The following is a 17924-nucleotide window of genomic DNA, read 5'->3' as shown; positions in this document are numbered from 1 at the left end:
GCATGGCCAAAGCCATGCCCCTTTGCTATATCATAGAGAATTACGCATTCTCGATTTCAGTAACACAGAAATAGTTACTGGCAATTGCCGTAGGCACCAAGCTGCATGATGTTAAAATCAGCAGTTTGGCCAGCATCACCACCGAAAAACACCTGAATCGACGCAGACTGTTTCACGACATAGTCAATGGACTTTTCAACACCCCAAATATTGCCATCACCATCCTTAGCTTGTTTGAATTCACTCCACGGAACATTCAAGGTAATAGGAGTCTCTGCCTGCGGCAAAGCTTTACGATGATAGTTATAACCAGTGGTATTCTTTTCATCAATCGGGTCAATTCGCAAAGAACAATACAAAAAGTCCGGGTCTCTAGACTCGGACTTTTTTCATATTTAAAGCAAGACTTTTATTCCTTGCAGATCTGATTTTTTCCGTTAGCTTTAGCCTTGTACAACAAGGCGTCTACCCCACTCAAAATCTTATTCTGACTTTCAAAGGCTCCATCGCCGCAACAGACCAAACCGCCGCTGATGGATATTACCATCTCGGGCTTGTCGGCATAGGCAATTCCACGGACCTGGGTGCGGATATATTCCGCCTTGGCAAAGGCCATTTCCATGGAACTGGCGCGGATCAGCTGGATAAACTCCTCGCCACCATAACGAACAGCGCATTCCCCCTTGCTGGCATCCTCGACGCTGCGCCCAATAGTCGCAACACCGCGCAACACCATATCACCAAAAGGATGGCCGTAAGTATCGTTAATCTCCTTGAAGTTATCGATGTCGTACATGAACACGTAATAGCCATCCTTGCGATCATGCCATACCGTTTTCGACAGGTAGTCAATAAAATGGCGACGGTTGTACAAATCGGTCAGCGGATCCTTTTCGGCCAGATACCGCAGTTTCTCCAGAAGTTCGTCCTTGTCTTTCTGGTTCAAGGCATAAAGTTTCAGCAAATACGAAGTCGTCGCACCAAGGCAAATGGACAGCACCAGATAAGTGGCGCAATAATCGATAAACGTGGTTTCGGCATCGATGTTGGTCACCCACTCCGGATGCAGCCAGGACACCACAAAAGAAGCTTCGCCCGACACAATGGCAAAGGCGATTAACATATAACGGGTCGCCCTCTTTTCGTGAAGCGCACAGAGGAACACCGAGCCAAAGAAATAGATGATGATACTGCTGTTCAGAGCGCCATACATGAAAAACTGAAGAGGCAGGATAATGCCGCACATCAAAAGGCACAGCGCCACATAGCAAAACGAGATTTTCTGAGTTATCTTGGCGAGAACCCCCAGGAGGACAACACACAAGAAGCAGAAAAAGCAAAAAGTAACTGTCGATCCCGGCAGCTTTTCAACAACAGAGGAAACTGCAGACATGAACGACGCCAGGCCTACAAGGCCCAAAGTCACCCAAAAGAATACATTTTCCAATGTATCCTGCTTACGCAGGAATTCGTCCAGACGTTCCTGAAACATGACACCTCTCCTTCAATACCATACCCAACGAAGTTCATAATATAAAATTGTATTATAAGAATTTCAACAAGAATCACCATTTTTTATGGGTAATAAGCATAAAGCAAAAGCGCCCGCCACAGCGGACGCTTTCGCACAAGTCTAACTTTAATAATTAGATAGAAGACTCGATAAATTCCTTACGGAAGGTTCCATTGCCCAGCAAGATGTCGATGGGCAGCTTGTGGAATTCGTATTCGTAAGGCGGCTGCTTCCAGGCGAAATCCTTGGGATATTCGTTGAAGATGTACTGCAGAAGTTTAATTGCCATGTCGAAACTGCGGAACTTGTCGCGATCCAGAACGTGAATCTGGGCACCACCGCAAATCTGGCCAGCGCCCTTGTGGAAGGTAGGCTGGAAGTAGTTTTCGCGGAAGTACACACCCGGCAGCTTCAGACCGTTCATGTACTTGCAAAGTTTAACCGCATCGATGAAGGGCGCGCCAAAGATTTCGAAGGGGCGAGTAGTTCCGCGGCCTTCGCTCACGTTGGTGGCTTCAAAGAGGCACATACCCGGATAGACGATTGCGGTATCCAGGGTCGGCATGTTGGGGCTGGGAAGAATCCACGGGAGACCAGTCTGGTCGTACCACATCTTCTTATCGTAACCTTCCATGTGCATCACGTAAAGTTCGCACTTGGGGAAACATTCAGCCTTGAACTGTTCAGCCAATTCGCCGATAGTCTTGGCGTGGCGGGTACGGATGCTGTGGAGGCCCACAAAGCTGGTGTAGTTCAGGTCTAGAACCGGACCTTCTTCATCTACGCAATTAATGGGGTTCGGGCGATCCACGACCACAACGGGAATACCCAGCTTTTCGCAAGCCTTCATGCACAGGTAAAGAGTCCAGATGAAGGTGTAGTAACGGGCGCCCACATCCTGCAAGTCTACCAGGAGGGCGTCCACGTGAGAAAGCATTTCCGGGGTGGGTTCGCGATGTTCGCCATAAAGGCTGTAAACAGGAATTCCAAGTTCCGGGTCGGTGTAGCCTTCCCATTCAATCATGTTGTCCTGGGTGTGGCCCTTGATACCATGCTGGGGGCCGAACAACGCAGACAACTTAAACAGCTTGCCATCATAGGACTTCAAAAGATCCAGAGTGTAGCTCAGATCAGCGCAAACAGATGCGGGATGGAGGACTGCGCCAAGGCGCTTGCCACGGAGGGCGGCAGGGAAAGACTTTTCGAAATTGGAAAGAGCGAGAGTAACCATGGTTAGTTAGTAGTTAGTAGTTAATAGTTAATAGTGAAGAGTGAAGAGTGAAGAGTGAAGAGTGAAGAGTTATGAGTTAAAATATGGCGCCTTCGGCGCGATTATTTAGCTGAAAGGAGCCACAGGCTCCGCCCTCATACCTGATACCTCATACCTAACTTTGGTGCCTTCGGCGCGATTATAAGATTTCGTATCTGACAACTCATATCTAATATCCAGCCTCGTACCTTTAGCCTTTAAACTTGCTGCTTTAAGATAGTTATTTGAGCAAAAAATGTCGCATATTGTTTGCAAAATGCTCTGGTTTTTCAAATTGACAGTTTAATGACATTCGTTTTTTTTATCTTTGCTCCCGTAGAAACAAAAAAATAAAAATAGGATTAATTATGGCTTATCTCAATAAAGTGATGCTCATTGGTAACATCGGCAAGGATCCCGTCATTAGCGCAGGTCCCACTGGCCGTAAGCGCGTGTCTTTCTCCCTGGCAACTTCCCGCCGCTACCGCGACAACAACGGCGAACAGAAGGAACAGACCGACTGGCACAACATCGTCGGCTGGGGCAAAGTTGCCGAAACCATGGAACAGCTGGGCGTCCACAAGGGCATGACCCTCTATGTCGAAGGTTCTCTCACCAACCGCAGCTGGACCGACCAGACTTCCGGCCAGAAGCGCTACGCCACCGAAGTCAGCCTGGATACCTTCCAGCTCCTGACTCCCCGCAACCAGAACGGCGGCAATTTCGGCGGCGGCTCCTTCAACCAGGGCAGTAGTTTCAATCAGGGTAACAGTTTCAACCAGCAGAGTTCCGCTCCCGCCTACGACGCTCCCATGGCCGAAGGCGCAGACGAAGACCTGCCGTTCTAACTAGATGAACCATCAAGTCGCAGACATTGCATTAATGCTCGTGCTTCCGCTGGGAATCACCTTTACGGCGATTCTCCAGTCAGCAGCAGCCTATACCCGCAGTCAGAAGATTCTGGGAGTCCTTCTGTCTATTTTGATTGTAGCCATGGACTGCGTGTTCTACTTCGCCAAGAACACCTACATCACCTACAACTGCGACGGCGGCCTGCTGTTGACTTTCGCCAGCATGGTAATCCTGTCTATCATCTACGCCATCCGTAGCGAAGACCGAGCCACCATGAGCGGAAACATCTTCCTTGCCGTATTTATGCTGGCCGGCTTCCTGGGAATCGCCTATTGGGACCGCCCCACGTTCATTCCCACTTCGGACTACAACCCGAGGGAACTGGCCGAACAGAACGCCCGCTACCAGGACTACATCGCCTCCTTCGAAAATGGCGACGGAGGCAAGGCTGTTCAGTACAAGGCAAAGCAGAACGCCGCATCTAAAAACGGCGCCCCCGCTTCTTCTGACAGGGAATTCGCCAACAGCCGTCTCGAGAGCTATGTAGACGAGGCAGAATCCGTCATTCGACGCATGCTGGACATCTCGAACTCCATCGACGTCTTTGAACCTATCCCTGCCAACATCAGCGAAAGCGAACGCGAGATTCGTAGCCAACAGGCATTGGCCATCAACAACAATGCCGTTGCCCTGAACAAGAAGGTTCTGGGACTGTTCCACCCCCACGAGTCCAGCGAAGCTCACTCCGAACTGATTCAGGCAAGTGAAAGCGCCCGTCTGGCCGCTTATTCCCTTTACAACTATACGCTCCAGGATAACCCCGAGGAACAGCTTGTGCAATACAGGCAGACTCGAAGCCAGATTGCCCAGATGAACGTCTATCTGGACCGCTTCCGGAACGATATCGAAAATTTGAAATCAAACAATAAACCACAACCAATAGAACAACAGGATCAACAATGATTCGTAACGTAGCTATTATGGGCGCCACCGGTGCCGTTGGCCAGGAACTGCTTTCCATCTTGGAACAGCGCAACTTCCCTCTCCAGAACCTCAAGCTTCTCGCTTCCGAACGTAGCGTCGGTAAGGAATTCACCTTCAAGGGTGAAAAGCTGAAGGTCGAACTGACCTGCGCCGATGCATTCAAGGGTGTCGACCTGGTTCTCTCTTCCGCAGGCGCTGCAGTTTCTAAGGAATTTGCACCCATTGCTGTAGAAAATGGCGCAGTCGTCGTCGACAACACCAGCTACTTCCGTATGATGGACAACGTTCCTCTGGTCGTTCCCGAAGTGAACGCTTGCGACATTCCGCTGCACAAGGCCGAAAACGGTGGCTGCGGCATTATCGCAAACCCCAACTGCACCACCATCATGATGGTTGTGGTTCTGAACCCCATCGAAAAGATTTCCCACATCAAGAAGATCCGCGTTTCCTCTTACCAGAGCGCAAGCGGTGCAGGTGCAGTTGCTATGGAAGAACTCCAGCAGCAGTACAAGGACATCATTGAAACCGGTTCTACCACCCACATCAAGAAGTTCCCCTTCCAGCTGGCTTACAACGTCATTCCGCAGATCGACAAGATGACCGAAAATGACTACACCAAGGAAGAAATGAAGATGTTCAACGAAACCCGTAAGATCATGCACTCCGATGTTCGCACCAGTGCAACTTGCGTACGCGTTAGCTCTCTCCGTTCTCATTCCGAATCCGTGTGGTTCGAAACCGAAAAGCCGGTTTCCGTCGAAGAAATCCGCGCAGCCCTCAAGAACGCTCCGGGCGTATTCCTGAAGGACGATCCGCAGAACTACGTCTACCCCATGCCGCTGGAAAGCGCCGGTCACGACGACGTTTATGTCGGCCGTATCCGTAAGGATCTCGCTGACGATTGCGGCAACACTCTGTGGCTCACCGGCGACCAGATCCGTAAGGGTGCTGCACTGAACGCTGTCCAGATTGCAGAACTCCTGTAAAGGCGAGTGCGCGGTCAGGTTCCGCGACAAAATGCAATTGAAAAACGACCCGGTTCAAGCCGGGCCGTTTTTTTTACCGTTAAAAAGAATTACTTTATCTAAACAACCCTATCCGATAAAATTCCTGATTGGTTATATTAGGTAAAAGAGGTTTAAATATGGCAAGTAAACTTGCAAAAATAATTTTGGTATTTGCCGTAGCGACCACAACGATGGCCGGATGTACGGAGAATGGAGAAAAATCGCAGAAGCAACAACAGGAAAAACGTCTGATTGAAAAAGCAAAAGTTGATGAAGCGAAACTATTAACGGAAGAATTCCTTATTGAAACGGACGAAAAAAAATTGGATTCTCTGGTCGAATTAAAAGTGAAAAAAAAGATGGAAAAAGATTCCTTTAGATTGTACGTCACAGAAGTAAAAAAATACAATGATTCTCTTGACCAAATAAAAGGAAACCAGTCACCACATAAACCCGACCCAGAAATATTGTTTAGAAAGATGATGAAAGAGTGTTTAAAGAAGGGAATGTGCAATTAAATGAATAAAATTTTACTTTATCTAACTATTTTTTGTCGATTTCTTCTGCCGTAGAATATTGTGAAAAATTGTCACCTTATATAGAAGAAGGTGGACTTAGCAAGGAAAATGCGATATCGCTTATTGAAACGCTAATGCACGACCACTACGCAAACGAATGTTTTTCTGAGGGAGGCGAAGTGTCTCGCTACGTCAGCACAACAAGACCCGAAATGAATGGCATTCCTACCCTGGACTTAGACGGCGGAGCAGTTGAAATTTATTGTTGGCACGAAAACAATGAAACATCCTTGGGCATAAGGGCTAAATTTGCAGCAGTACAGTATTACGACAATTACGACCATATTTTTTACCGATGCTACAACGATAAAGAAAGTTGCGGTCAGAATGGAGCCTACCTTGAACAGCCATACTATACATGTTTCAGAGGAGCCTTGGATGAAAGCGGCTGTACAGAACACACTTCTGACGTAATTTATTTCGACAAGGATCTGGAATTTACAGAAAAAACATTACGTCGAATCCCAGCTAATTTCACACGAAAAATGGCTATTGAACTCGGGGATGAATCGATTAAGACATTCCCGACAATGTATGTATACTACGACTACGATTACATCGGCAGAGGCCATCTTTCAACTTTAAGTCCGAGGACACTTTCAAACGCATACGATTTCTGCGAGTATATCATCGAAGAACATCAGAGAAAAATCTCTCCTAGCATAAATCCAACAAGTTCATCGGTAACAGCTTCAAGTTCAAGCATAGAGGATCAGCAGTCTAGTTCCAGCAAGACAGAATCTTCTTCATCCTTGGCCACAAACGTTTTTGACGGTATCGTCAGCAACCCCGATCAAATTTTCAATTCGGGTCTACAAAACATGGAAGAGGGCTCTTGCTATTCCCTGAATCCCGCCCGAGCAAACGAGTTCAATGGCTGGGTAAACGACAATGCATCGGATTCATGGTGGTGGCGTGAAGTTGATTGCAATACGGGAGACCGAATTGATAAAAATAGAATCGGAGCATGCCCCGGTTTCCCGTTGGATGAAATTCCAAGCAACCCGACATCCGCCTGTTTCGCGTACAACGGCACCTGTTATAAATGCAACCCCACTCGTGGTGGCGATTGCGGGAATTCCTGGCTGTGGAGCGGCTCCTTCAGCTATGGCAACATTGGCTGGTGGTATGTAGAAATCGACTGCTACACATCATTGCAAAAACAAGCTCCCTACGGCCAGAGCCAAGACATCACCACCGAAGAAACCTTTGATATAGATTTCACCATATCTCAAAAAAATTTTGACATTCTTGGTCGAAGGAAAAATAGTCGTCCAACAGCAAAACAAATAATATACAGGACTCAAAAGCCGTTCTAAAGCAACAAAAAAAATCCCCGCCCATCAACAGATGCGGGGACTTTTTCGTCGTAAGGGGGCGAGCAACGCAGTAATGCGCAGGTTATGGACAAAATTAAGCGAGTTCTTCGGGATTCAGGCATTTCAGTTCGTCGATGACGAACTTGCCGTCCTTGCGGATCAGAACGTCGTCGAACCAGATTTCGCCACCGCCGTATTCCGGGCGCATGATAAGGACCAGGTCCCAGTGGATGGCAGAAACGTTACCGTTGGGAGCGTCTTCGTAGCAACGGCCCGGGGTAAAGTGAATGGAGCCTGCAATCTTTTCGTCAAAGAGAATATCGCACATGGCGCTGTTCACGTAGGGGTTAAAGCCGATGGCAAATTCACCCACATAGCGGGCGCCTTCATCGGTATTGAACAGGGCCACCAGAGCATTGTTATCGCCGGTTTCGCAAGAAGCTGCCACAATGGCACCGTCCTTGAATTCCAGGCGCACATTGCCGAACTGCTTGCCGTCATAGAGGGACGGAGTATTGTACTGGATTACGCCATTGACGCTGTTGCGGACCGGGGCGGTATAGACTTCGCCATCGGGGATGTTCATGTTGCCGCAGCAAGGAACGGCAGGAATTCCCTTGATGCTGAAGGTCAAATCCGTTCCCTTGGAAACCAGGCGCACCTTGTCGGTACGGTTCATCAGGTCCACCAGATTCTGGGCGGCCTTGGCCATGCGGGGGTAATCGGCCAGGCAAGCTTCAAAGTAGAAGTCCTCGAAAGCTTCGGTGCTCATCTTGGCGGCCTGTGCCATAGAGGGGTTGGGCCAACGAAGTACGCACCAGCGGGTCTTGTTCACACGATAGTCCAGAACAGCCTGGTTGATGATTCGATAGTTCCTCATCTGCGGGCCAGGAACGTCGCAGTTTTCCATGGCGTTTTCTGCAGCACGGATAGAAATGTAGCACTGCATCTTCTGCATTTCTTCCATGGCCAGATCCGCCGCCAGCTTCATCTGCTCCACAGAAGCGGACTTGATCATTTCGCGACGGACACGGCCATTGTAGTTATGCACAAAGGCATTGCCACCAGCCTTGGAAACAGCCTTGATCAACTCCGTCGTCAGTTCATCGGGAGTGTCGGTGGTTTCGATGAGAATGTTTTCGCCAGCCTTAAGAGCAATGGCGTTATTAATCAAATTTTCAGCAAGCTTGGTAATGCGAGGATCTTTCATAATGAGCAGTGAGTGATGAGCCGTGAGAGATGAGCGGTGAGTAGTGAGTGATGAGCCGTGAGATACGAGTCTTTATAATCGCGCCGAAGGCGCCTAACTTATTAACTCATAGCTCATGACTCAAAACTCATACCTAAATATAAAAATGTCCGACAGCCTTGGGGGCTATCGGGGTTTAGGGTGTTATACTATTCAGAGAACGTGAAGGGGATTGTCACGGTGGTATTGCCCGCCTTGATCTTACTGAAGGTCCAACGGCTCACGGCATTCCTGATTTCACTATCGAATTCCGCGTAGCCGGTTGTCGACCCGACAATGGCGTTGCTAATGACTTCACCGCCCGGAGCAATGGTAAACCGCAAAGTCACCTTGCCCTGGAATCCCGGTTTTTTCTTGAGGTACTTGTTGTAGATATGGCGAAGCCCAGGCGTTCGAGTCCTAATCACCTTCATCACATCAGAAGACGAACGGACCGAATGATCGGAACCCCACTCAATATCCGTAGGCGACGGAATTTTCATAGGTCCCCTAGCCCTTGAGGAAAGCGCTCCGGCAGAGCCTCCAATAAGACTGCTGAGAGCATCTCCCACGCCACCGCTACCGCCAGCAGCATAGCCCTGATTAAAGCCCCCGTCCACCTTACCGGCACGTTCACCGATTCGATGTTTTCCGGAGAGCTGAAGGCCGCTGCTGTGCTTAAGCACCTTGTCGATATCCTTGGCGAACTTCTGCGTCATCAGATCGTAGGCCCCGGCGCTTGCGCTATGGGTCTGCGCCGTTAGCATTTTTAGAACACTACGTTCCTGGACCGCATTAGGTCTACCCGTACCACGACGGGGGCCGCCGCCACCCGCTCTCCTGCGATAGACCTGTTCCATCTTTCTTTTGGGACGTTCCTCCTTCTTTTCTTCTTTTCGGTCTAGGATCTGCATGGTAGCCCTGATGTTCTCGTTCACCGAATCCACAAAGGCCACTTCGGGAACAAGCTGTTCGAATGCCGCCGCCCAAAAGCAAAGGGCAAGCGCCACCAGAAGAGAACCACTTGCAATGGCACCCATCTTCTTGTCGGAATCCGGCATCAGCGCAGCTACCAGCGGATCCAATTTTACTTTCTTCTTTTCGTTTACGTTTTTCATGATTTTATCCTCCTTTCCTTTCGGAAAGAGTTTGGTGATTTATGGGAGAAATACCTTAGAAACGGCTCTTTTGGGGAGAGTCTTTTTTATGAGGGGGTAAAGCAGAGAACGACATTGCAAGGCAATGTCCAACACTCAAACTTTATATGAAACGGGAATACGAAAACGTTAAGTTAGCTTGTTCTCAACTCCGTTCTACCACCGCTCCTTACTTCGGGGAATGAACGAAATTCATCTCGAACATCTTGAATGTACAAAGAAAAAATCAGGCGGGAACGTCGGCATCGGTAAACAAATCTTTATGGGATTTTCTGTAAAAAATCAGTCGAACCGCCAATGCCATATGGCATAAGGGCTAGAGGCGGATTCACCCCATCATTTTAGCGGTCCATTTTTACAAAAAATACGGCAACCTGTTCTATTCCAAATTAGAGTTTTCTTATATTTTTTTGCATCATGAAGCTTTTACAGAATTCTCCCGATCTTAATAGAATCGCGCGCCCCAATTGGATTGAAATCAACCTCGACGCCCTTTGTAACAATATTCAGTTTATCCGTAGCCAGATTCCTGCCAACACCAAGATTCTCCTGCCCGTCAAGGCAGACTCCTACGGTCACGGCAGCCTGGCCTGTTCCTTTGCCGCCAAGTTCGGCGGAGCAGACTACCTCGGCGTAGCCCACATCAGCGAAGGTATGGTCCTGCGCCAGTACGGCATGGACTTGCCCATCCTGGTTCTTGGCCCCTGCACCCCCGCAGACTTCGCCTACTTCGTAGAATTCCAGCTGACCGCCGTCATTACGGACATCCGTACCGCCATGGCCTTCGACCAGTTCCTCCGCGAAAACGATTGCACCTGCAAGGCCCACCTGAAAATTGACACCGGCATGAACCGCTACGGTTTCGACGCCGAAGACTTCAACAACGTACGTGCCGCCCTCAGCCTCAAGAACCTCAAGTTCGAAGGCATGTTCACTCATCTGGCCACCGCCGACATGCCGGGCAACCCCAAGACCGAAATCCAGATCCAGAGATTTGCCCGCTTGGTAGATGTGCTGGAAGCCGAAGGCCTCCGTCCCGAAATTTGTCACTGCTCCAGTTCTGCAGGCACACTGACCCATCCCGAAAGTCATTTCGACATGGTCCGTCCCGGCCTCGCCCTGTACGGTTACAATCCCATGGGAGCCGCCCCTTCCCCCTGGCCCATCAAGCCTGTCATGAAGATCAAGTCTACTATCCGTCACATTCACGATGTGAAGCCCGGCGAAACCGTAAGCTACGGCGGATACTGGATGGCACAGCAGCCCACCCGCATCGCCACCATCGCCATCGGTTACGGCGACGGCTACCTTCGCGGTGAATACAACAAGGGATTCGTCTTTATCCGCGGACAGCTCTGCCCCATCCTGGGTCGAGTCTGCATGGATGCCACCATGGTGGACGTGAGCCACATTCCCGACGTGCAAGTCGGTGAAACCGTAGACGTGGTGAACGGCGAACTGGATTTCCGCATTTCCATGGAAAGTGTGGCCGACGACCATCACACCATTCCCTACGAACTGACAAGCCGCGTGGCTCGCCGTCTGTACCGCAAGTACTACTGGAAGAACCGCCTGGTCCGCTGGGACTACCTGCGTCAGGAATTCGGCGTAAAGGAATTCAAGGAATACCCGTTGAGATAGTGGTTCGCTGAGTTCGCAGCAAAAAAGGCGGTGGAAATACCTTTTTTAGGGTCAATCCACCGCCTTTCTTTTAGTTTATCCGTGTAAAAGGCATAAAAAAGAGGATTTTCGCTTCTATTTTTTCAAAAAGAAGGAGATTTTCTTCAACATCAAGTGCGTTTTGCAGGAAAATTCACATACAACATAACAAAAAGGCGGTTAAAAATCCTTTTTAAAGGAAAAAGCACTGCCTTTTTTCATCCACATAAAAAATAATCTTGTATATTCAGGATATGGACTTTTCAGACGAAAAATACACAACCATACGCCACCGAAACTTATGGGGCGAATGGACTTTTGTATTCGAGAAGTCTAAACTTTGCAGCCTGCGCTACAATTCTGACAACGCAAAGCCAAGCCAGGTTCAGGCCTGCACTTACGCCGTTGCAGACATCGAAGCGAACCTGTCGCCAGTGGTGAGCAGAGCCTATCGCAAGGCGGTTCAGCAGCTCAACGAATTCTTGGCGGGTAAGCGGAAAGAGTTCAGCATACCATATAAATTATACGGCACGGAATTTCAGACAAAAGTCTGGAACGCCCTCAAGGAAATCCCCTACGGTGAATCCCGCACCTACAAGGAAATCGCAGAAATCGTGGGGAGTCCAAAGGCCATGCGAGCCGTCGGGCAGGCGCTGCACCAGAATCCGATTCCGCTGATCCTCCCCTGCCATCGCGTTATCGGGAAAGGCGGAGCCTTGGTAGGTTTCGGGCTGGGCCTAGATATGAAAAGACGCCTCCTGGTAATAGAAGGCGCAATTCCACAGGAAATGCTGTTGGAGTAAAGGAGATCCCGGGACAAGCCCGGGATGACATTTCGGCTTCGCTCAATGACTAGCGGAATCAAACCTCGGTAGGTGAGCGGAGTCGAACCTAGTCCTTGTCGTCGAAGGCTTCGGCTTCTTCGGGCTCTTCTACGATCCAGTCACGGATGTGCTTGGCCAGATCCTTTTCGCCATCCTTTTCGGCGGCATCGGCTATTTCGTTCAGCTCTTCGGCATCCATGCCAGCCAAGTCTTCTTCAAACTTGTCTACATAACCGGCCAACTGCTTATAACGCTTCATGCCTGCCAGAAGCTGCATGAATTCCATATTGGCTGAAGAACCGCAACGGAACTTTTCGTGTTCGGTAAACAGCTGATCCGCTTCGGAATCCGAAAGCAATGCGGCCAGGCGACCCAGGTTCATGATTCTCGGATAGGTTTCGTAAAGCTGGCGGGCAATCTTCAGGCAATCCGACTTGCGGCCTTCCTTGTCGGCGATGGCTGCCTGCAAATCAAGGTAAGCTTCTTCGTCTTCGTTGCCGGGATTCTTCACATCGTTCATCCACTGCTTGGCAAGCACCAGGTCGCCAGCCATGAAGTAGGCGTTTGCAATGTCGATGATGGTAGCGTTGCTCTTGTCCGGATCCTTCAGCAGGGCGGCCTTGGCATAGTTTGCAGAATCGTTGATAGCGTCTGCCATATCGCAAATGGCGTCCAGAACGTCTTCGCGGTTTTCGTCGGCGAACTGAGCTTCTTCCGCCACAAGTTCATTCAAAAGCTTGCTTGCCCTTTCCAGCGGCATCACCTCTTCAAGGCTCAGGAACACCACGGAACGGCCTTCACCGCCCACATGCCGCACGGCCAGGTCGTGAATCAGGTCGGCCACGTAATCCTTGTCTTCGTACTGCTTGGCAATTTCCACAAAGAACGTACCTGCGTCGTAGAACAGGCTGTCCCAATATTCCTTTTCTTCGTCATCTACCTTGAAGGAGACGAAATCGGTACGCAAGGTCCAAGCCAAAAGTTCCAGCTGAACCTTGGGATCCTTGCAATCCTCGATATCGTCAATACCCTTGCCGATGGTTTCGTACAAGTCATCGGGGCGGTTCAACAGGCGGCTTTCACCGCTAACGATCTGAGTCAAGGTATCGCGAAGGCGATCTTCTTTGCTGCGGTTGGCCTGAGCCAGCGCCGGGGACTTAAAAAACTTTTTCTTCTTTGCCATGATTAAAAATTTAGAAAACTAGAATAAAACGCGGTAAGGCAGTTCTTTCTTTTGCTTTGAGAAACGACGACCCTTCAGGTCGATGTAGTGGTCTCGAGATTTAAACACAGGCTCAGCTTTCATCCGCTTCGCAAGCGCCAGCGTTGTATCCTTCGAAGTTTCTACTGAATCCACAGGCGTAACAACGGAATCCTTAGGCAGTTCAACCTCTGTGGTATCGGGGATTTCGGCTGCAGAAGTATCTGGATTTTCTACAGAACTATCATCCTTCAACACAGTAAAGAAATACTGTTGAAGGGCCTTGCTATTTTCGTCAACGTCAGTCAAAAAAAGAGAATAGCCATTTTCTATTTTTTTAAATTCGCCTTTACGATCCTGTACGGTATCTCCCGTAGCCAAAACAACCCATTGATTACACAAGGTAGAATCATTTTTATCGACAGCAAGAATAAACTCTGTCTGAACGTACAAATCTCCAGAACTATTTTTTGTCCATTTCCTGGTGAACAAGGTATCGTTCCTTGTAATCAATTCCTCACGATCGAAAAGAGAACTCGCAGATTCATCCGGTAAAAATTCAATGACAAGATTTTCACCGAAAAACAAGCCTCTGCTATTTACGAAACTTTTTCCATCGGTATATCGAGTATGATTAACAACCGTGGTATCGTCATTCAGCTCCTTTGACAAAAGGATTTCAAAGCCTGTTTTCTTCAGCTCACTTTCTTTTTCTACATAAAAAGGAACAACCGAACCCATTGCAGACGATCCATCAGAAAGAATTCTTATTCCACTGTAAGATTCAAGGTAAGGTCCGTTCCACAAAAAAATATAGGTCGTTCCTGAAACACCATCTCGATTCACGGATTTATTACTATCGAGACGAACGGATTCATCTAGAGAGAACAACATCTGTTCTGTAATATTCACCAATCTTACGGCATCGATGCAGTTAAAAGCACTTGCAATTCCGACGAAACCTAAGACAGCGAGAGATAAAATTTTATTCATCATAGCCTCCACCCTTAAATCTAACAACTAAGATTCCCTTAACCTAGTTATCAATCATCAAAGTCACTGATTTTTTCTGGCTTTACGCAGCTGAATTTGTCTAGCCTTTCGGCGATCCTTGCGACGGCGGCGGCGTATCCTGTTGCGGGCAGCATTCATTGCAGACACCTGATGCAGTACGTCCATGATGCGTTCGGCAGCGAATGCATTATTCAGTTTTTTGCGGGTCACGTAATCCAAGAGACAGACGCAAACCAAAAGGCACGCCACAAATATCGCCAATGCAACAGGCCAGAGAATCACAGAAAAATGAGCCGCAATCAATCCAAAAGTAGGAGGCATTATAATGGACCCCACATAAGAGCCCGCCATTTGTATACTAATGGCTCGCCCCGAAAGATTTTCCCCAAAACGGGCCGGAGTCGCGTGAATTAAGGATGGATAAACAGGGGCACAGCCCAAACCAAGCAAACAAATGCAAAGAGGCGTGAACCATAACGGCAACGGAAGGATCAAAGTAAAACAGCCAACAATCACAATGGCTATACCCGCATGCACCAGGCGCATATCCGTAAACTTGATGGCAAAGAATCCGCTGGCGACACGCCCAACCATGACGCTAGCAAACATCAGAGAAACCGCCAAAGCACCAATCTCCGGAGCAAAGCCGCGGGCAACCAAATAAGTTCCACACCAAAGGCTAGTGGAAATTTCCAGGGCAGAATAGAAAAAGAAAGTCAAGAAAGAGAGTTTCATTCCAGGCACAAGAAGTGCCGCCCGCAAGGATATGTCATTTTCCACCGGAGCGGAGGTCTTGCCACCACGATTTTCGGAACCGTTGCCTCGCCCACTCTCGCTACTTGGCCTCGGTTTTTCGACACGTTTCCACAACGGGAGAGCCCCCAGCATCATCACCACGATGGCTCCGAGCAAGACTGCATTCAGTTCATAGGCACCTCGCCACCCCGCCCCCACAAAAACGGAAGCCGACAGGATTGCAGGCCCCAGGCAGGCCCCGACGCCCCAGCTGGCGTGCAGCCAGTTGGTGTGCTTTGATTCCAAATAGATTGCCGCAAAGTTATTGAGGGCAACGTCGATGGCTCCGGCGCCAAGGCCCATGGGTATGGCACAGACGCACATCATCCAGAAAGCGGTCGCAAGGCCGTATCCAGCCGTAGCCACTGCAGTACAGCAAATGCTAATCGCCACCAGCTTGCCCGTACCAAGCCTGCGCATCAACGTAGGCGTAATCAGGCTGGAAATTATCGTCCCGACACTCACGATAATCGAAAGGATTCCCGCCGCAGAAAGAGGGGCCGCCAGATCAGTCTGCATCAAGGGCCATGCCGCCCCCAGAATCGTATCCGGGAGACCCAAGCCGATAAAGGCGACATATATGACCACAAGCAGGAATGTCATACCCTTGAAGATAAATAAAAATTTCGGAAAAAAGAAACCACTTTACAGGACGAAAAATGCCCGGCCACCTGGCCGAGCATTTCTACTGCAAATTTTAACAATTAGGCTTTCTTGTTCATTTCGGGATTGTAGTCAAAACCGAATTCGCCATCGTATTCGGTAGCGTCGGGGCCGCCTTCGGTACCGGAGCCTTGCAGCAGTGCGGCATTTACGCAAACTTCCAGAACATCCATCTTCGGGGCTACATATTCTTTCTTCATGGTTCTCCCCTACTTGATGACGACCTTCTGGCCTTTGTTGTAGTAAGTTCCCTTGGCGGTAGGCTTCTTGTTCAGCTTGCGGCCCTTCATGTCGAACCAGAGATTATCATCCGTCGAGATTTCTCCAGTGCGGGTATTCATCACGCCAATGGGGGTCAAGTCGCCATCGCTTCCGCGAATGACAATTTCAATCTTTTCGGGAAGTTCCTCATCCAGGGAGGCTGTTTCCTCCGGCTTTGCAGCAGCCTTCATACCGACGAACTTGCCAGTTGCGCAGTTGTTGCAGAAGTAAGCTCGCATGGGGCGGATAAATGCGCCGGCAGAGCCCTTCACAAAGTCGCCAACAGAAACTTTTTTCTTGCCATCCGTGGCTTCACGCTTTTCGGCGGCATAGCCATACACGCGGCCGAGATCCTTATCGCCAGCCACCCATTTTTTGTAGCTGTAAGTGCCAACGAATTTCCAGCCCTTGGAATCTTCGTCTTCGGACACGACGACCCCGTTATTTCCACCCTTGGTGCTCAACGGATAGCTTGGAACCTTCAGGAAATTTTCATAGGTCTGTCGAAATTCAATTTGACTAGCCCCATCAACACCACCAACCTTTACAATGTAGGGGGTATTGGCTTCCAAGGTATCAGCTCTTTTTACTTCATCGACAACAGCCTGCACAACGCATTGTGGACAATAACGTTTCAGCATTACAAACTTGTAAACGTTCGCGCCAAAAAGCTGAAGTCCATCACCACCAAAAAGAGTGGATTCAAAGGGGAACATTACCGTTCCATATGTATTGCCACTGAAATCACGATGATAGATAATATGTTCCACATATTCCGTATCAGGAACACTAATCGTAGAATCACGATTCGGGCTCTTATCGTCAAAATAGGCAACACACCGAACATACTTGCCAACGTCATTACCAAAATCAACGGTCATGGTGTCTATGGTAAGGGAGCCGTACACCTTCGGAGTCCCCGGCGTGCAAGTATTCACGGCAGTGGCGCCTACAGCGCAGAGTAAAATAGCAGCTACAGCTATTGCAAACTTCTTCATATTGAACCCCAGTCTTAGGAAGTCCCTATACAACCGCAGCCAAAAATAGAAGTCAAAAAATTACGATTAAAGCCTATTACATATTATAAAAAATTTACTAAAGACACTTAATAATGTTATCGCAAGGCTACAAAATCAGCGAAATCGGAGCATCGTGAATGGTTCGTGAACGCAGCAAGGAGTTCGAGGGCTGAGCCAATCTTTTGGGAAGGCTTTGCAGGACTTTTGAGTGTGCGAAAAAGCCTTTGTAAGCCGCAGTAGCTTCGTTTGGAGAAAAAGGAGATTCCCGAACAAGTCGGGGATGACACCGGAGGGGCGCGGGGGAGACGCAAACAAAAAAAGGACCCGCGAGGGGTCCTAACGTTATGCGAAATGATCGCAGCAGCTATTTGCTTTTTTCGGCCAGCTTCGCCTGAAGAGCAGCAATCAGTGCATCCTTCTCAGCGAGAGCATTGTCCTTCTCAGCAAGAGCATTGGCTTGGTCGGCCAGTTTAGCTTCACTCGCAGCCAGTTTCGCATCTTTTGCCTTGCTTGCCGACTCCATCCTGCGAACCTTGCGTTCAAGGGCGCGGTATTCGTCTCCGGCGCTCACAAAGCCAAGCCTTTGTCCAATACTCTGGAA

Annotated in this window: 17 protein-coding genes and 1 pseudogene; 7 read left to right on the top strand and 11 right to left on the bottom strand. The window is 49.1% G+C overall.

Features of this window, described 5'->3' with window-relative positions; genetic code table 11:
- Window positions 1–74 precede the first annotated feature (74 nt).
- The 3 genes from MMG03_RS13140 to MMG03_RS13130 all read right to left on the bottom strand — a co-directional run bounded on the left by MMG03_RS13140 (window position 75) and on the right by MMG03_RS13130 (window position 2744).
- Window positions 75–359: a hypothetical protein gene (locus tag MMG03_RS13140; RefSeq protein WP_249506479.1), complete on the bottom strand. Its 285-nt coding sequence runs from the start codon at window positions 357–359 to the stop codon at window positions 75–77.
- Window positions 360–409: 50 nt separating this feature from the next.
- Window positions 410–1492 (bottom strand): GGDEF domain-containing protein, encoded by a 1083-nt coding sequence (locus tag MMG03_RS13135; protein WP_088658746.1) that lies wholly within the window; start codon window positions 1490–1492, stop codon window positions 410–412.
- Between the two features lie 154 nt (window positions 1493–1646).
- Window positions 1647–2744, bottom strand: coding sequence for an exo-beta-N-acetylmuramidase NamZ domain-containing protein (locus MMG03_RS13130; protein WP_249506478.1), 1098 nt, complete (start codon window positions 2742–2744; stop codon window positions 1647–1649).
- 386 nt (window positions 2745–3130) lie between these two features.
- On the opposite strand from MMG03_RS13130, the gene MMG03_RS13125 reads away from it, so the two are divergent.
- The 5 genes from MMG03_RS13125 (at window position 3131) to MMG03_RS13105 (ending at window position 7502) form a co-directional block, all read left to right on the top strand.
- Window positions 3131–3610, top strand: coding sequence for a single-stranded DNA-binding protein (locus tag MMG03_RS13125; RefSeq protein ID WP_073160383.1), 480 nt, complete (start codon window positions 3131–3133; stop codon window positions 3608–3610).
- Window positions 3611–3614: 4 nt separating this feature from the next.
- Window positions 3615–4577, top strand: a complete 963-nt coding sequence (locus MMG03_RS13120; RefSeq protein ID WP_249506477.1) for a hypothetical protein — start codon at window positions 3615–3617, stop codon at window positions 4575–4577.
- Window positions 4574–5584, top strand: a complete 1011-nt coding sequence (locus MMG03_RS13115; protein ID WP_073160381.1) for an aspartate-semialdehyde dehydrogenase — start codon at window positions 4574–4576, stop codon at window positions 5582–5584. Before MMG03_RS13120 ends, MMG03_RS13115 begins: the two co-directional genes overlap by 4 nt.
- Window positions 5585–5742: 158 nt before the next feature.
- Window positions 5743–6123 (top strand): hypothetical protein, encoded by a 381-nt coding sequence (locus MMG03_RS13110; protein ID WP_088666477.1) that lies wholly within the window; start codon window positions 5743–5745, stop codon window positions 6121–6123.
- A gap of 68 nt (window positions 6124–6191) precedes the next feature.
- Window positions 6192–7502: a hypothetical protein gene (locus MMG03_RS13105; protein WP_249506476.1), complete on the top strand. Its 1311-nt coding sequence runs from the start codon at window positions 6192–6194 to the stop codon at window positions 7500–7502.
- A gap of 94 nt (window positions 7503–7596) precedes the next feature.
- On the opposite strand, the gene MMG03_RS13100 is transcribed toward MMG03_RS13105, so the two are convergent.
- Entirely contained in the window at window positions 7597–8712 is a 1116-nt protein-coding gene (locus MMG03_RS13100; RefSeq protein WP_088666479.1) for an aminopeptidase, read from the bottom strand.
- A gap of 188 nt (window positions 8713–8900) precedes the next feature.
- Window positions 8901–9848, bottom strand: a complete 948-nt coding sequence (locus MMG03_RS13095; protein WP_088666480.1) for an AgmX/PglI C-terminal domain-containing protein — start codon at window positions 9846–9848, stop codon at window positions 8901–8903.
- A 456-nt stretch (window positions 9849–10304) separates the two neighbouring features.
- Here MMG03_RS13095 and alr point away from each other — a divergent pair, with 456 nt between their 5' ends.
- Window positions 10305–11528, top strand: coding sequence for an alanine racemase (gene alr / locus MMG03_RS13090; protein ID WP_073286959.1), 1224 nt, complete (start codon window positions 10305–10307; stop codon window positions 11526–11528).
- Between the two features lie 272 nt (window positions 11529–11800).
- On the top strand, window positions 11801–12349 hold the full coding sequence (locus MMG03_RS13085) for a methylated-DNA--[protein]-cysteine S-methyltransferase (protein WP_073286981.1): 549 nt from the start codon (window positions 11801–11803) through the stop codon (window positions 12347–12349).
- Window positions 12350–12437: 88 nt separating this feature from the next.
- Here MMG03_RS13085 and MMG03_RS13080 read toward each other — a convergent pair whose 3' ends face one another.
- The 6 genes and pseudogenes from MMG03_RS13080 to MMG03_RS13055 all read right to left on the bottom strand — a co-directional run.
- On the bottom strand, window positions 12438–13553 hold the full coding sequence (locus MMG03_RS13080; RefSeq protein WP_073236514.1) for a hypothetical protein: 1116 nt from the start codon (window positions 13551–13553) through the stop codon (window positions 12438–12440).
- 18 nt (window positions 13554–13571) lie between these two features.
- Complete coding sequence (locus tag MMG03_RS13075; protein WP_249506475.1) at window positions 13572–14567, bottom strand: hypothetical protein; 996 nt, start codon at window positions 14565–14567, stop codon at window positions 13572–13574.
- A gap of 60 nt (window positions 14568–14627) precedes the next feature.
- Window positions 14628–15983: a sugar MFS transporter gene (locus tag MMG03_RS13070; RefSeq protein ID WP_249506474.1), complete on the bottom strand. Its 1356-nt coding sequence runs from the start codon at window positions 15981–15983 to the stop codon at window positions 14628–14630.
- A 101-nt stretch (window positions 15984–16084) separates the two neighbouring features.
- Window positions 16085–16243 carry a hypothetical protein gene (locus MMG03_RS13065; RefSeq protein WP_158236590.1) on the bottom strand — a complete coding sequence of 53 codons (159 nt, stop codon included), beginning with the start codon at window positions 16241–16243 and terminating at the stop codon, window positions 16085–16087.
- A gap of 9 nt (window positions 16244–16252) precedes the next feature.
- On the bottom strand, window positions 16253–17302 hold the full coding sequence (locus tag MMG03_RS13060) for a hypothetical protein (protein WP_088666483.1): 1050 nt from the start codon (window positions 17300–17302) through the stop codon (window positions 16253–16255).
- Between the two features lie 385 nt (window positions 17303–17687).
- A pseudogene (locus MMG03_RS13055) lies at window positions 17688–17924 on the bottom strand (hypothetical protein); the annotation flags it as partial.

This window comes from Fibrobacter sp. HC4, assembly GCF_023373925.1.
Lineage (GTDB): Bacteria > Fibrobacterota > Fibrobacteria > Fibrobacterales > Fibrobacteraceae > Fibrobacter.
Note: the sequence above shows the minus strand (reverse complement) of the source record. Positions and strands in the feature narration are given on the sequence as shown.